This window comes from Paenibacillus zanthoxyli JH29, assembly GCF_000520715.1.
GTDB lineage: Bacteria > Bacillota > Bacilli > Paenibacillales > Paenibacillaceae > Paenibacillus_AQ > Paenibacillus_AQ zanthoxyli.
The window spans coordinates 1-15483 of sequence record NZ_ASSD01000105.1 but is presented as its reverse complement, the minus strand read 5'-3'; the positions used below and the strand labels follow the sequence as shown (position 1 = coordinate 15483).

Here is a 15483-nt window from a genome sequence, read left to right as displayed (position 1 = left end):
ATCAGGGTGTCGAAGGTTCGAGTCCTTCATGGCTCATCCAAGCTAACCATCACTTTAAGGTGATGGTTTTTTTGCTATTTGAGATTATCGAAAGTTGCAAAAAAAGCACTTTTTTTCGGAGAGCGGTAAATATGATAGAATAGGCGAAAAGAGCAAAGTGGTGGAGTAAGTTGACAATGGACACTGAAACGTTGCGTCAAAAATTGGAGCAGCTCACCGGTAATAAGGCTGGAATCAAGCAATTTGGGAGGCAGCAGTCCGCTTCCCTTTTTGGTGCTGGACAGGAAGTGGAAGAGCGGTCGGCAGTATATGAGGGAAGTCTCTGGGTTCCTCTATATGAAAGCGAAGGAAGGGTCACTGCCCTTTGGATTGAGCAGGAGGGGCTTTCCCCGGTAGAGCTGCAGCTGGCCCAGTTCGCCGCTGAGAACTACGCCGCCGCACTGAAGGCTTCGGGCTTCAAGGAAGAAGGAGAAACGGAAGCGCGGCAGCTTAGCGTATGGTTGAATACCCAGCTTGAGCTGGATGATGACGCCGGTGAAATTCCCGATGATATTGCTTTAAAGAGCCGCCTGTTTACCGACATGATTCCTTTCCTGCTGGTCAGCGAAAATACACATGGTTCCGAGATCGCATACCGGTCGCTATTGAAATTGATACGCAGTTACTTCGATGGTTCGGCGCTGCTTATCCCTTTGCAGGAAAAGGAATGGCTCATCCTGATTCGTAAAGAGCTGCTAACCGGCACAGAAGACAAGGAAGAGCTTGAGGAGACTGATGACGAGGAACTATTGGCACAGGCCTGTATGGGGCTTCACGAGTTGATCGCCTCCGAGTGGGTCGGAGTATTTCATGTAAGCGTGTCCTCCTCAATCATTCCAGTCAAAGGCTTGGCGGGAGCGATCGCGCTGCTGAGAGAGACGATCAGCCTGGGGCGTATTTTTCAGGTGGGGGAATACATTCATTTGCCTTGGGGGCTTCAGTTGGAGCGGCTGGTCAACAGCATTCCCGACGGGCGGCGCCGGCAGCTGCTTGGACAGTTTGGGAACTATACGGCCGTGCTGGCCGAGAAGGAGATGCTGCTGACACTGGAAACTTTTTTTCAGATGGATTGCAATGTTAGTGAAACCGCGAAGAAATTATACATTCACCGTAACACTCTGCTCTATCGTTTGGACAAGATTAAACAGGAGACAGGCGCGGACGTACGGAGCTTTGGAGACGCGGCGATTATGAAGCTCACCATGCTATTGTATAAAGTGACGAAAAGGAAATAGGTTTTTTGTGAACGTTACAAATAGCCAGCTTGGGTGGTCTGGGGTAAGATAGTGACAGGAATTATTTCCGAACTCTATTACTAATCCGAGGGGGAAATTCAAATGGCAGGCGTACGTTTAGAGCATATTTTTAAAAAATACCCGGGTTCCGATAAAGCAACGGTAATTGATGTTAATCTTGATATTAAAGACAAAGAGTTTCTTGTATTGGTCGGACCATCTGGCTGTGGTAAATCCACGACTTTGCGGATGATTGCAGGACTGGAGGAAATCTCCGAAGGCAAGCTGTTTATCGGCGACCGCGTTGTCAATGACGTAGCACCTAAGGATCGCGACATCGCGATGGTATTCCAATCCTACGCCTTGTATCCTCATATGAGCGTGTACCAGAATATGGCGTTCGGTCTAAAGCTGCGCAAGGTGAAAAAAGACGAGATCGACAGAAAAGTGCGCGAAGCTGCCAAAATCCTCGATATTGAACATCTGCTGGAACGCAAACCGAAGGCGCTTTCTGGCGGTCAACGTCAACGTGTCGCACTGGGCCGCGCGATCGTCCGTGATCCTCAAGTGTTCCTGATGGACGAACCTCTTTCTAACCTTGACGCCAAGCTGCGCGGACAAATGCGTGCCGAAATCACCAAGCTGGTTAAACGTCTTGAAACCACTTGCATCTACGTAACGCATGACCAAACTGAGGCTATGACGATGGGCGACCGTATCGTTGTTATGCAGGCCGGTATTATCCAACAAGCCGCTTCTCCAGAAGAACTGTACAACAATCCGGAAAACCTGTTCGTTGCCGGATTTATCGGTTCCCCGACAATGAATTTTATTTCGGGTACTTTGTCCGAAGTTAACGGTACTATTCGTTTCCTCGCAGAGAATCTGGATGTCGAAGTCCCAGGGGGCAAAGCTCAGTTGCTCCGCAGCAAAGGTTACATTGGCAAGGAAATCATCTTGGGCATTCGTCCGGAAGACATTCACGAAGAGCCTGTATTTCTGGAAGCTTCGCCGAACACTATCTTTACTGGTCTGGTGGACGTAACCGAAAACCTCGGTCATGAAATGCTGCTGTACCTGAGCGGTGTAGGCAAAGATTCTGTTATCGCTCGCGTAGACGGACGTTCAACGACCCGTGAAGGCAGCAAGGCAAAACTGGCTATCGACATGAACAAAGTGCATATGTTTGACAAACAATCGGAACTGAACATTTTGCTGGGATAAGAGCCAGTTTCAGGTTCTGTGAGAGGCCGCCCTTTAGGGCGGCTTTTTTGATGAGATCAAGATTCGGAAACTTCACGGGCCCAATTATTGCAGAGTGTTCACAGTCTCGATATTTTAGCAAATAGACTGCGCCTCTAGAGCCGCCTTCCCCGGCATAATGATTGCAATCAATTCCGTTATCCTTTAAGATAGCAGGAGAATTACCTGCCGGAAGGAAGATTATACAGACACTGCCGGTTAAGGGAAGCAGGACTAGCGGGAATGTACCGCAGGCGATGAAAGGAAGAAACAGATATGGCCAAGAAGGTAAAAGTATCGGAATTGGTACAGCATTTCCAACTGGAAGTCATTTCCGGACAAGAAGGTCTGAAAAGGCTGATTACGGTCGATGACCTGAACCGCCCCGGCCTCGAAATGGCCGGATATTTCGAATATTATCCTGAAGACCGGGTACAACTGCTGGGCAAAACGGAGTTGGCCTTCTTCTCAATGCTTCCTGCCGAGGAACGGATCAGCCGGATTCGCCGCATTTTTGACGACCAGACACCCTGCATTGTAATCACACGCAGTCTGGATGTTCCTCAAGAGCTGATTGACGTCAGTAATGAAAAAGGACTGCCCGTATTGCGCAGCTCGATGGCGACGACGATTTTTTCCAGCCGTTTGACCAGCTTTTTGGAAGGGAGACTGGCTCCTACGGCGACCATTCACGGGGTTCTGTGCGACGTATACGGCGTAGGCATGCTGATTACCGGCAGCAGCGGCATCGGCAAGAGCGAGACGGCCCTGGAACTGGTTAAGCGCGGACATCGGTTGATTGCCGACGATGCGGTGGAAATCCGGCAGACCTCGGACAACCAATTGCACGGGACCGCACCGGAACTGATTCGGCACCTGCTGGAAATCCGCGGGGTCGGTATTATTAATGTTATGACGCTGTTCGGCGCCGGAGCGATTCGCAACCACAAGCGGATTACGCTTGTCGTCCGGCTGGAAGCATGGCAGCAGGATAAGCAATATGACCGGCTTGGACTGGACGAGGAAACGACGCGTATTATCGACACTGATGTTCCGCTGGTAACCATTCCGGTTCGCCCAGGCCGGAACCTTGCCGTTATTATCGAAGTGGCGGCGATGAATTACCGGTTGAAGCAGATGGGCTTCAATGCGGCGCTGCAATTCACCCACAAGCTTACGGCTACTATATCCGAAGACATGGATGATCTGGACTAGGAGGAAGAGAGTATGTTTCCGTTGGCTTTAGATCCGATTGCCTTTTCAATCGGCGCTTTAAGAGTTCACTGGTATGGCCTGATACTTGGATTTGGCGCTTTAGTGGGATTATACCTTGCGATCCGCGAAGGCAAACGATTCGGCATACCGCAAGAATTTTTTATGGATATGCTGCTGCTTGGAGTTCCTTCGGCGATTATCGGCGCGCGTATTTATTTTGTAGCTTTTAAGTGGGATGAATACAGAAATAACCTTCTGGATGTCTTCAAAATATGGAACGGTGGTATCGCTATCTACGGTGCGCTTATCGGTGCCATTATTTGCGGTATCATTTATTTCCGCTATAAAGGCTATCCTTTCTGGCGCATTGCCGATATTTGCGCTCCTGCACTGCTGGCAGGGCAAATGATCGGACGCTGGGGCAACTTTGTGAACCAGGAGGCTTATGGCGGTCCTGTTCAAGAGACCTTTCTCCGGAGCAATCTGCATCTGCCGGATTTTATTGTGAATCAGATGTACATAGAGACGGATTTGGCGTATCATCATCCAACCTTTTTGTATGAATCGCTGTGGAGCCTGGTCGGCATTGTATTGCTTATAGTGCTCCGCAGACAACGATTTATGCGCGCCGGAGAATTATTTCTGTCGTATTTCATTTGGTATTCCATCGGACGCTTCTTTATTGAAGCGCTGCGGACGGATAGTCTAGCGTTCAGAGGGAGCAGCGGTCTTGCCTCGTTCATCAACGGTTTATGGAGCCCAATGAAGGGACTCGGCTTCGAGCAGGGATACCTCGACCCGAATTACGGGAACATTCGCATATCCCAGCTGCTGTCGCTGCTGATTATCATTGCTGCGGTTCTGCTTATTATTATCCGCCGGACAACAGGGGCAGCCAAAGACCATTATTCCGACCCGATTGTGTCCTCCAAGACACATGCAGCCGATCCTGTAGCAACGGAACAACCGGGTACCCCGGAGCAGAACGCCTCCGTTCCCCCATCTGATCTAAACCATCCGCCGTTGGAGGAAGATAAAAAGGAGTAGTCACTTTATGATTGAATGTGTTCTATTTGATTTGGACGGTACAATTGTCAATACGAATGAGCTGATTATCAGCTCGTTCATGTACGCGCTGCAGCAACATGCGCAGCCTGCAATTACCAGGGAACAGATGATTCCCCATATGGGAACCAGTCTCCCGGACCAGCTTAAGGCGTTCACCAATCTCGAAGATGTCTCGGCTCTGGAGGCGTCCTACCGCCACCACCAGCTGGAGCATCATGACGAGCTGATTCAGTCTTTTCCAAAAGTGAATGAAGCGCTGGAAGAGCTGCGCCGCCGGGAGATTAAGCTTGGGGTTGTAACGACCAAAATCCGGCCCACGACGATTCGGGCGCTGGAGATGTTCGATTTGCAGCAATACATGGATACGGTTGTAACGCTAAACGATGTCACTAAGCTCAAGCCCGACCCGGAGCCGGTGCTGACTGCGGTACGCAATCTGGGCGTAGACCCGGAGAAGACGCTGATGGTTGGCGACAGCGGAGTTGATATTCAATCAGCCAAAGCTGCGGGTGTGCTGGCAGCCGGGGTGGCATGGTCGCTGAAGGGTGAGGATACCCTACGCAAATATGGGCCGGATTATATTCTTCAGGATATGACGGACCTGTATGAGATTGTAGGCGGGGGAACAGCAAAACCGTGAGCAGAAAGGTGACCAGCTATCCGGTGGAAGGGCATAATTCGCTATGGTACATTTACCGGACGGTCAGCCCGTGGAAGGGTATCCGAAATTTTATTTTCATTCAGATCGCCCGCTATTGTCCGATTCTTCCGCTTAAGAACTGGATCTACCGCCGCGTGCTCGGAATGAAGGTGGGCAAGCATACAGCCTTCGGGCTGATGGCGATGGTGGATGTGTTTTTTCCGGAGCTGATTACCATAGGTGAAAATTCGGTTATTGGCTACAATACGACCATTCTGGCGCATGAATATCTAATCAAAGAGTATCGTCTGGGTGAGGTCGTTATCGGCGAGAATGTGATGATTGGGGCCAATACGACGATTCTTCCTGGCGTTACTATCGGGGATGGGGCAGTTGTGGCCGCAGGCTCGGTCGTGCATAAGGATGTGGCGGCGGGAATGTTTGTCGGCGGAAATCCGCTGCGGGAACTAAAGGGACGCCGCTGTCCGGAGACGGCGGAGGAGCAGCAACAAGAACCGCGCTAGCTGGTGAAAGACGAATCGAAGGAAAATTGTCTTGTATTGGCGGGAGGAGTTACAGGAGGAGAACATGGAACAAAAAGAACGCATTCCGCAGTTGGATATTTTTCGGGCAATCTCCATCCTTGCCGTACTGGTGATCCACGCAACATCGCGAACGCTTGCGGAAACACTGAACACACCGCTTTTTCACCCGTTTTTGTTCATCAATAAGTTCAGCCAGTTCGCCGTGCCTTCCTTCGTGTTTTTAAGCGGCTTTGTGCTGTTCTACAATTATATCGACCGGCCGCTGACCGGAAAGACACTGGGTAAATTCTACGGCAGAAGACTGCTTTATATTATCGTGCCTTATGTCGTATTCTCGCTGTTTTATTTCGTGCTTAAGCTGTATGCGGGCAATCAGTGGAGCATGGCCCCTCAGGAAATGGCAGTCAAGATGGCTAAATATTTGCTGACCGGAACCGCTTATACGCATTTGTACTATGTTATTATCATTATCCAGTTCTATGTGCTGTTTCCTTTGCTGCTGTGGTGCCTGCAAAAAAGCCGCCGTCTGGCGGCCTGGGCGCCGCTTATCGGGCTTGCGCTTCAATGGGGGTTCGTGGTGCTCAACAAGTACATGGTTAATCACGGCTACTGGCAAGTTTCCAAAGGAAGTCTGGCGATCACCTATTTCTCGTATTTTCTGCTTGGCGCGGCGATCGCGGTCTTCTATTCTTCGCTGAAGCCGTGGCTCATTCCGTCACGTGAAGGTTTGCGGTCTGGCAAGTGGCTGCTGTGGGCGCTGCTATGGGTGCTTTGGATTGCCGCAGGTATCGCTCATGTTGAGTTGTGGAACAGCAATTATACGCAAAAAACGGTCATTAACAGCTTCTGGTTCGAAGGGGCTGCGAATGCGCACGCGCTGCTGTCCTGTCTGCTGCTGTATCAGCTTTCCTTTCTGTTATACGGTGCGGGCCGGCGGCTGGGGTCCAGACTGTTGATTTCAGCCGGAGTGTGTTCGTTCGGGATTTATCTGCTTCATCCGGCCGTGCTCTTTTTCTACCGGAAGATCGACTTTCACGGCGGTTATCTTGCCTATGCGTTGGCGATTGCCGGCGGCTGGCTTGTCTCGCTGCTTCTTTCCTGGGTTATTGTGGCAATAGCTTTCCGGTACATCAAGTACGCCTGGGTTCTGTTCGGCTCGGGCCCGAAGCGTCCAATGAAGCAGCCACTGCAGAATCTGCGGCAGGAGCATAGAGCGATGGATTGAATAGAAGAAAAGAAGGGGCGTTCATGGTCATGATGGGTGACTGTGAACGCCCCTTTTGGGTAATTGGGAAACATCTCTTGTAAAGCGACCGGATTTTATTGAATATAGAGCTTATTCCCCGGCCTGCTCGCGTTGGAATTTGGCAATCGCCTCATAGTTGCTTTCCAGACTGCGGAACAGCGAGATAAAAATAGGCAGCAATTGCTTATATACGCCTGAGTCGGCTTTATTCGGCAGATGACGATGGGTTGTGCCGATCATGCCAAACACGGCATTCAAGGAATCGATTCGTCCGGTCGCGTACAGACCGAGTACGGCTGCGCCCAGACAGGAGCTCTCAAAGCTCTCCGGAACGACAACCTCCTGGTCGAAAATATCGGCCATCATCTGCCGCCACAAGGCAGAGCGGGCAAAACCGCCGGTCGCCATAATCCGCTGCGGGCGCCCCATTTGTTCTTCCACCGCCAACATTACGGTGTACAGATTGAAGATGACGCCTTCCAGCACGGAGCGGATCATATGCTCCTTGTGGTGGTTCATGGTGAGTCCGAAAAAGGAGCCTCTGGCATCGGCGTTCCAAAGCGGAGCGCGCTCCCCGGTCAGGTAAGGATGAAAGAGCAGGCCCTCGCTTCCCGCCGGCACATGTTCGGCAATCCGGGTGAGCACATCGTAAGGATCGATGCCAAGCCGTTTGGCCGTCTCTACCTCGGATGCGGCAAATTCATCCCTGACCCAGCGGAAGAGCATACCGCCGTTGTTGACAGGACCGCCGATAACCCAGTGCTTCTCGGTCAGGGCGTAACAGAAGATCCGCCCTTTGGGATCGACTATCGGCCGATCGGCAACTGTGCGGATCGCTCCGCTCGTGCCGATGGTGGCGGCCACAACACCTGGTTCAATGGCGCCAACACCGAGATTGGAAAGAACGCCGTCGCTGGCGCCGACGATAAAGGGAGTATCCGGCAAGAGCCCGATTTCTTTGGCAGCTTCCGGGAGCAGCCCGCGGGCGGCACAGGTTGTCGGCACAAGGCGGGATAAGCGGCTTTCATCAATACCGGCAATATTGAGCGCGTCCTTATCCCATTCGAGCCGTTCCAGATTCATCATGCCGGTGGAAGAGGCGATGGAGTGGTCAACGATATAATCCCCGAACAGCTTGAAGAAGATATATTCCTTAATCGAGATGAATTTATACGCCGCTTCGAACACCTCGGGCTGCTCCTCGCGCATCCACATCAGCTTCGTGATCGGGGACATCGGGTGAATCGGCGTGCCTGTGCGCAGATAAAGCTCATGTCCCCCAAGCTCATTCTTCAATCGCAGCGTCTGCTCGGCGCTGCGATTGTCGGCCCATGTAATGCATTTCGTCAGCGGATGGCCGTCCTTATCAATGGCAATGACGCTGTGCATGGCAGAGCTGAATGAGACGAACAGAACATCCTTGGCCTCCACCCCGCTCTGCCGCATAACGGCCGAAAGGGTATGCATGACTGACCGAAAGATTTGCTCGGGGTCCTGCTCGGCGATTGACGGCGAGGGTGTATAGAGCGGATAGCCTTGATCCGCCTTGGTTACGATGGTCCCGTTCTCCTCGAACAGCACTGACTTGGTGCTCGTAGTCCCGATATCGACACCAATCATGTATTGAGTACTCATAACTTAGACCTTCTTTCCAAAAATGATGCGACAGGGGGCCGGACTGATTCTCCGCCTCTAAAGAAGGATCAGGGCGACGTCTTCGCAAAGACTTCGGGTAAGTGCTTATCTTATATTGAATTATATAAAGACGCTCAAAATCAAGATGAAGATGAGCGCAACGACAGACAAGAGGGTTTCCATTACTGTCCAGCTTTTCAAAGTCTGAACAACGGACATGCCGAAAAATTCCTTGATCATCCAGAAGCCGGCGTCATTGACATGCGAGAGGATGAGCGAGCCGGCACCGGTCGCCAGAACGACCAGCTCGATAGGGGCGCCGGAACTTACAGCAAGAACCGGGGCGACGATTCCGGCCGCCGTCGTCATCGCCACGGTTGCGGAGCCGGTAGCGACGCGGATCAACGCGGCGACAAGCCAGCCGAAGAAGATCAGGTTCACATGGGTCTGCGTTGCAAGCGAAGCGATGGCTCCGCCGACGCCGCTGTCGATCAGCACCTGCTTGAATGCTCCGCCTCCGCCGATAATCAGGATGATCGAAGCGGTAGGTGCGAGACATTCGCTTGTGAAGCGGGAGATATCTTCTTTCTTGAAGCCGCGGGCAAAGCCGATCGAGAAGAAGGAGAAGACAGCCGAGATCAGCAGGGCAATGACTTCATGCCCGATAAATTTGGCGAATGGCGTAAATACATTTACCGCTTCCGGATCAAGAATGTCGGCAATGGAGCCGATCAGCATCAGAATAACGGGCATCAGGATTGTCAAGAGGGTAATTCCAAAGTTTGGGAGAGTCTTTACGCTTTTGGTGGCAAACTGTTCGGCCAGTTCCGTTGGCGGCTGCACCTGAATGCGTTTGCCGATAAATTTGCCAAACAGCGGTCCGGCGATCACAGCGGTTGGCAGGCCGACGATTATGGCATACAGGATCGTTTTGCCCAAATTTGCGCCGTAAGCGTCAATGGCAATCATTGGCGCGGGATGCGGCGGCACAAGACCGTGTACGGTAGACAGACCGGCGAGTACCGGAATTCCGATTTGCAGCAGCGACATTTTAGTTTTGCGGGCGACCATGAAGACGACCGGAATAAGCAGGATAAGGCCAACTTCAAAGAATACGGGAATCCCGACGACAAAGCCGACGAGCATCATGGCCCAGTGAACCCGTTTTTCCCCGAACCGGTCCACAAGCGTAGTGGCGATGCGCTCGGCGCCGCCGGATTCGGCCATCATTTTACCAAGCATGGTTCCAAGGCCAATGACGATCGCAATTGTGCCAAGGGTGCCGCCGAGACCGCCGGTAATTGATTTGATCAGTTTCTGATATTCCATACCGGCGAGCAGACCCAGAGCCAGCGCGGAAAGAAGCAGGGTAACGAACGGATTCCATTTGTATTTGGCAATCAGTGCAACCAGAAATACAATAACGAGCAGTGTCCATACCAACAGCGTCGCATTATGGCTAAGTCCGAACAAACTGTTCATGATAATCCCCCTTTAAGTAGTGGATGCCAGGGCTGTAGAGCGGCATCAGATATTTTCTATTTTTTTGCTATAGAGCGTTTTCAACAAGCAGTTTTGTTCATTGGTATACTTGTCGACAAGAAAAAGCATACATTAGACAGAGTTCGGCAGATAATTTTTAAGGTTATGGAAGAGCGTGCCCAAGCGTCAGCATTGAATCGGCAAAATAGTTCTGAACCACCTGACGGATCGTTTCCGCATTCTGCGACCGCAGTCCTTCAACGATGCTTCGGTGTTTGTCTGCGACCCAATTCATTCGCTCCTCGCCTTCTGCGAAGCCCTGCTCGGTTGTCACCAGGATGACGGTCATAACGATCTGGCGGATGCTGTTCCATAAATGAAGAATCCGGGTATGACGGGCCTGAAGGATAATCGCCTCATGAAAAGAAAAATCCTGATAGGCAAATTCCACGTAGTCGTTATATTTGACGGCCAGCTTCATCCGGTCAATCGTCTGCTCAAGCTGCTGTATCAACGTATCCTGGGGGCTTCCCGCAAGCCGCTGCTGGGCAAAGCTCTCGATAAGATAGCGTACGTCGTATAGCTCTTTAACATTCTCCAGATTCAATCCGACAATTACGGCGCCCATCCGTTCCAATCGGATCAATCCTTCGGCGGCCAGAGATTTAAGCGCTTCCCGGACTGGGGAACGGCTGGTTCCGAATTCCTCGGCGATCCGGTTCTCCGAGAGAACCTCTCCAGCTTTAAGTTGTTCATTTATAATTTGAAGCCTCAACCGGCAGGCGATAGACTCTCCAAGCGAGACACCCTGCAGCCAGGCGGTAGGATACTGCATTTCACACGACTCCTCTTCGGACGATTTTGCTGTATGCCAACATTCGTTATTTACGATAATAGCACACATGCGCGTCCGGGTTCTATGTATGAAATGCGGCACTAGCCAAAGGGATTACGCTAATCTTCTCTTACAACGCTATGGCCGCCAAATTCATTGCGCAGAGCGGCGACTACTTTGCCGTGGAACGTATTCTCCTCAAGTGATCGATAGCGCATCAGCAGGGAAAGCGCGATTACCGGCGTGCTGGCCTCAAGGTCAAGCGCCGTCTGCACCGTCCATTTGCCCTCACCGGAGCTCTGCATGACTCCGCGAATGCCGGAAAGCTTCGGATCTTTGGAAAAAGCGCTTTCGGTAAGCTCCATCAACCAGCCTCGAATAACCGAACCATTCGACCATACCCGGGCAACATCCTCATAGTTAAAGTCGAAGGGGCTCTTCTCCAGAAGCTCAAAGCCTTCGGCGATCGCCTGCATCATACCGTACTCAATACCATTATGGATCATTTTCAAGAAGTGGCCGCTGCCGCTGGGACCGGCGAACAAATATCCGTTCTCCACGGCAAGGTCGCGGAACAGCGGTTCGATGGTGCCGAATATCTCGGGATTGCCTCCGATCATAAAGCAGGCGCCATGGGCCGCTCCCTCGGTTCCGCCTGAAGTTCCCGCATCGAAAAAGTGAATGCCGGACTCGCCCAGCTTCTCAGCTCTGGCAATGGAATCCTTGTAATGAGAGTTGCCTCCTTCGATGACAATGTCTCCTTCATCCAGCAGACCGGAAAGAGTATTCAGAACGCTGTCGACAGGCGCCCCTGCGGGAACCATTACCCATATGATGCGCGGGCGAGAAAGTTGTGCGGTAAGTTCGGCTATGCTGGTGGCCCCGAGTGCTCCAAGCCCTTCAAGCTGGCGGACAGGCTCCGGATTGAGATCGCTTACGATAACCTCATGACCATGGTTCAACAAATTCAAAGTCAGATTATATCCCATCTTGCCGAGTCCAATCAGACCCAATTTCATCTCTAATCACCCCTTTATCCGTTTTCATTAATGCAAGTATACCTGTATACAACTTCTGTCTGTATAATACGCCCGGGGCAAAAATTTGTAAAGAGAAATTTGTAAGCGATTACTGGTGCTCTTTTTTTAAATAGGTAGCCCGATCGAAAAAAAGATATAATGGACTATAATAAGGGCACAATAGTCGATTTAAAGGCTGTAATTGACGAAAAATAACATGTCATGGTACGATATCAGAAATGCTTTACTTTACTACCACTTTACCATAGTAAAGAATAAGGGGCGTCTTTTACGAAATATCTATTGTTTTGACTTTCTACTAACCGATGAGGTGAATTTCAATATGTCCAAACCGAAGGGCTTCGAGAAGCCCATTGGCTTTCGGGACTATCTCCCGCATGCCGTAAGCAAACTGCGCAAAATTGAGAATGATGTACTGAATTGCATGGGCCAATGGGGCTATCGCCAGATTATGACGCCTACCCTGGAATATTACGATACGGTTGGGGTTGCCAGCTCGACCTCGGACCAGAAGCTGTATAAGCTGCTGAACAATCGCGGCCAGGCGCTGGTTCTTCGTTCGGAGATGACGGCTCCGGTGGCCCGTGTTGTCTCTTCGCTGCTTAAAGACGAACCGCTGCCGCTGCGTTTGTCCTACCATGCCAATGTATTTCGGGCGATTGAGGAGGAGGCCGGACGCGAGGCGGAGTTTTATCAGACCGGTGTCGAACTGGTGGGCGACGATTCTCCGGAAGCTGATGCGGAGGTTGTGGCTCTGGCCATTGCTTCACTGCAGGCAGCGGGAGTGGAGACGTTCAAGATCGCCATCGGCCATGTCGGCTTCCTGAACGGTCTGTTCCAGGAGGCGGCTCCGGAACTGCAGGAAGTGCAGGACGAGCTTAAGAGCCATTTGTTGGGCCGCGATTATGTCGCTTTCCGTGATGCAGTCGGCCGGCTAAGCCTGACCGAAGAACAAAAAGAAGAGTTGGACGGGCTGCTGCGGCTGCGCGGCGGCAAGGAGATTTGCGGTCAAGCACTGGAGCTTAGCCGGCATCCGCTCGCTCGCGCCTCGATTGAGCATCTGTGCAAGGTCTGGGAGGTGCTGGAGGCTTATGAAGTATCCCAGCATGTGCTGATTGATCTGACTATGGTCGGAGATTTCACTTATTATACGGGCATGACGTTCGAAGGCTATGCAGCCGAACTCGGGTTCCCGGTTTGCAGCGGCGGACGCTACGACAATCTGCTGCAACAATTCGGACGGTCGGTTCCTTCAACAGGCTTCTCACTGAAGACGAACCGTATCCTTGACGGCGTCAGGGGAACGGAAGAGAAACAAGAGCTGCCAACTCTTGTTCAATATGATGCACGGCGGCGCAGGGAAGGGCTGGAGGAGTCGCTGCGGCTGCGGGCCGAAGGTCATGTCGTGGTAACCCGGCTGGTATCGGAGCCCGGAGACCTAACAACAGCCGATGCAGAGGCCAGGACGGGTACAGCGGACGGCAAGCGGTATGGGGAGATTTACACATTTGTTTCATTTGTCAAAGAGCGCAGCTGAGGACGAATCGTGCCAAGGCGTAAAGGATATATAAAAAAACATAATTTAGGAACTGAAAGGCGGACATAAGCAAATGGCGGAGATACTTAAAGTGGCTATGCCGAAGGGCCGCATTTATGACAAGGCGGCGGAGCTGTTCCGCGCCGCGGGACTGCCGATACCTCCGGAGGGCGAGGCTTCGCGTAAACTGGTTATACCGCTGCCTGAAGCGGGAATGGAATTTATTTTGGCGAAGCCGGTGGATGTACCCACCTATGTGGAGTACGGAGCGGCGGATATCGGCATCGTCGGCAAGGATGTTCTGCTAGAGGAGAACCGGGATATGTACGAGCTGCTGGACCTTGGCATCGCCCGCTGCCGGATGTCGATCATCGGATTGCCGAACTGGGAACCGGGTATTCACCAGCGCGTGGCGACGAAGTACCCGAATGTCGCTTCACGGTATTTCCGGGAGCAGGGCCAGCAGGTAGAGGTCATCAAGCTGAACGGGTCTATAGAGCTGGCACCGCTGATCGGGCTTGCCGAACGGATCGTTGATATGGTGGAGACGGGCCAGACCTTGCGCGAGAACGGACTTGTCGAGCAGCAGAGCATCTTCGAGATTACAAGCCGGCTGGTGGCCAATCGGGTCAGCTACCGGATGAAAAATGCGGAAATCCAGCAGCTGTGCGACCGGCTGCAGAGCGTTATTGCCGAGCCGGCCCGGGGATTGCGTTAATACGTATGCTGTTCCGGCGTACATCCTGGACATAATGACAGCTTGGCAGCCGGGTCACTATCGAATGCGCAATGAGCGTTGGCTGTTAGCGGGCCGTTCCCTGGCAATTTTTTGAGAAGAAACGAAAGGCGTAAAGCGGGTGTCCCAAGGAGGGCAATCCGGATATATAAGGAGGAAAACCAGTGAAGGTGCAGTCCAGCAGGGATTTCAAGCTGCAGCGGGATGTCGATTATGGTACCCCTGAGCAGAATAAGGCCGTTAAGCAAATTGTGGCCGACATTAAACAAGAGGGCGACGCCGCCCTTTTCCGCTATACGGAAAAATTCGACGGAGCCCGGTTAGACTGTGACAATGTACGGGTAACCCAGGAGGAGCTTCAAGCCGCTTACGAGCATGTTGAAGAATCTTTTGTTTCGGCGATCCGGGCCGCAGCGGACAACATCCGCGCCTTCCATGCCAGACAGAAGCGCAACTCCTGGATGGATCTGCAGCCCGACGGCACGATTCTCGGGCAGATTATCCGGCCGCTGCAGCGCGTTGGCGTATATGTTCCCGGAGGCAAGGCATCCTATCCTTCTTCCGTGCTGATGAACGTGATTCCCGCCCAGATCGCGGGAGTGCCGGAGATCGTGATGGTAACGCCGCCGGCAACAGGCGGGAAGGAAGGCATCGACCCGTACATTCTGGTCGCCGCCGCCGAGGCTGGCGTGAATGAAATCTATCGTGTCGGCGGCGCTCAGGCGGTAGCCGCGCTGGCCTTCGGCACGGAATCGATAGCCCCGGTCGATAAAATTTGCGGACCGGGCAACATTTACGTCGCGCTGGCCAAGCGCGAGGTGTATGGCGCCGTCGATATCGACAGCATCGCCGGACCGAGCGAGATTGTCGTGTTGGCAGACGACACCGCCGAACCTTCCTATGTCGCCGCCGACCTGCTGTCGCAGGCGGAGCATGACGAGATGGCTTCGGCTATTCTCGTAACGCCTTCGCAGGCGCTGGCCGAGGG

Annotated in this window: 14 protein-coding genes; 10 read left to right on the top strand and 4 right to left on the bottom strand. The window is 52.4% G+C overall.

The window, feature by feature from the left end; translation table 11 throughout:
• Nucleotides 1-176 precede the first annotated feature (176 nt).
• From L691_RS0104360 to L691_RS0104330, 7 genes are all read left to right on the top strand, one after another.
• Nucleotides 177-1274 (top strand): PucR family transcriptional regulator, encoded by a 1098-nt coding sequence (locus tag L691_RS0104360; protein ID WP_025689013.1) that lies wholly within the window; start codon nucleotides 177-179, stop codon nucleotides 1272-1274.
• A gap of 102 nt (nucleotides 1275-1376) precedes the next feature.
• A complete protein-coding gene (locus L691_RS0104355) occupies nucleotides 1377-2498 on the top strand; it encodes an ABC transporter ATP-binding protein (protein WP_025689011.1) in 1122 nt (373 codons plus the stop codon).
• Between the two features lie 294 nt (nucleotides 2499-2792).
• Nucleotides 2793-3731, top strand: coding sequence for an HPr(Ser) kinase/phosphatase (hprK, locus tag L691_RS0104350; protein WP_025689009.1), 939 nt, complete (start codon nucleotides 2793-2795; stop codon nucleotides 3729-3731).
• A 12-nt stretch (nucleotides 3732-3743) separates the two neighbouring features.
• The gene (gene lgt, locus L691_RS0104345) at nucleotides 3744-4778 is read left to right on the top strand and encodes a prolipoprotein diacylglyceryl transferase (protein WP_025689007.1); all 1035 of its coding nucleotides are present in this window, start codon (nucleotides 3744-3746) and stop codon (nucleotides 4776-4778) included.
• A 7-nt stretch (nucleotides 4779-4785) separates the two neighbouring features.
• A complete protein-coding gene (ppaX, locus tag L691_RS0104340; protein ID WP_025689005.1) occupies nucleotides 4786-5439 on the top strand; it encodes a pyrophosphatase PpaX in 654 nt (217 codons plus the stop codon).
• Nucleotides 5436-5963: an acyltransferase gene (locus L691_RS0104335; protein WP_025689004.1), complete on the top strand. Its 528-nt coding sequence runs from the start codon at nucleotides 5436-5438 to the stop codon at nucleotides 5961-5963. The genes ppaX and L691_RS0104335 overlap by 4 nt, the downstream gene beginning before the upstream one ends.
• 64 nt (nucleotides 5964-6027) lie before the next feature.
• Nucleotides 6028-7209 carry an acyltransferase gene (locus L691_RS0104330; RefSeq protein WP_025689003.1) on the top strand — a complete coding sequence of 394 codons (1182 nt, stop codon included), beginning with the start codon at nucleotides 6028-6030 and terminating at the stop codon, nucleotides 7207-7209.
• Between the two features lie 111 nt (nucleotides 7210-7320).
• Here L691_RS0104330 and gntK read toward each other — a convergent pair whose 3' ends face one another.
• The 4 genes from gntK to gnd form a co-directional block, all read right to left on the bottom strand.
• Nucleotides 7321-8865, bottom strand: a complete 1545-nt coding sequence (gene gntK, locus L691_RS0104325) for a gluconokinase (RefSeq protein ID WP_025689002.1) — start codon at nucleotides 8863-8865, stop codon at nucleotides 7321-7323.
• Nucleotides 8866-8985: 120 nt separating this feature from the next.
• A complete protein-coding gene (locus L691_RS0104320) occupies nucleotides 8986-10347 on the bottom strand; it encodes a GntT/GntP/DsdX family permease (RefSeq protein WP_025689000.1) in 1362 nt (453 codons plus the stop codon).
• 163 nt (nucleotides 10348-10510) lie between these two features.
• On the bottom strand, nucleotides 10511-11182 hold the full coding sequence (locus L691_RS0104315; RefSeq protein WP_025688998.1) for a GntR family transcriptional regulator: 672 nt from the start codon (nucleotides 11180-11182) through the stop codon (nucleotides 10511-10513).
• Nucleotides 11183-11301: 119 nt separating this feature from the next.
• Nucleotides 11302-12201, bottom strand: coding sequence for a phosphogluconate dehydrogenase (NAD(+)-dependent, decarboxylating) (gene gnd / locus L691_RS0104310; RefSeq protein WP_025688997.1), 900 nt, complete (start codon nucleotides 12199-12201; stop codon nucleotides 11302-11304).
• A 343-nt stretch (nucleotides 12202-12544) separates the two neighbouring features.
• On the opposite strand from gnd, the gene L691_RS0104305 reads away from it, so the two are divergent.
• The 3 genes from L691_RS0104305 to hisD all read left to right on the top strand — a co-directional run.
• Complete coding sequence (locus L691_RS0104305; protein ID WP_025688996.1) at nucleotides 12545-13759, top strand: ATP phosphoribosyltransferase regulatory subunit; 1215 nt, start codon at nucleotides 12545-12547, stop codon at nucleotides 13757-13759.
• Between the two features lie 73 nt (nucleotides 13760-13832).
• Nucleotides 13833-14477 carry an ATP phosphoribosyltransferase gene (gene hisG, locus L691_RS0104300; protein WP_025688995.1) on the top strand — a complete coding sequence of 215 codons (645 nt, stop codon included), beginning with the start codon at nucleotides 13833-13835 and terminating at the stop codon, nucleotides 14475-14477.
• 182 nt (nucleotides 14478-14659) lie between these two features.
• The coding region (hisD, locus tag L691_RS0104295; RefSeq protein ID WP_025688994.1) for a histidinol dehydrogenase at nucleotides 14660-15483 on the top strand (824 nt) is incomplete at its 3' end.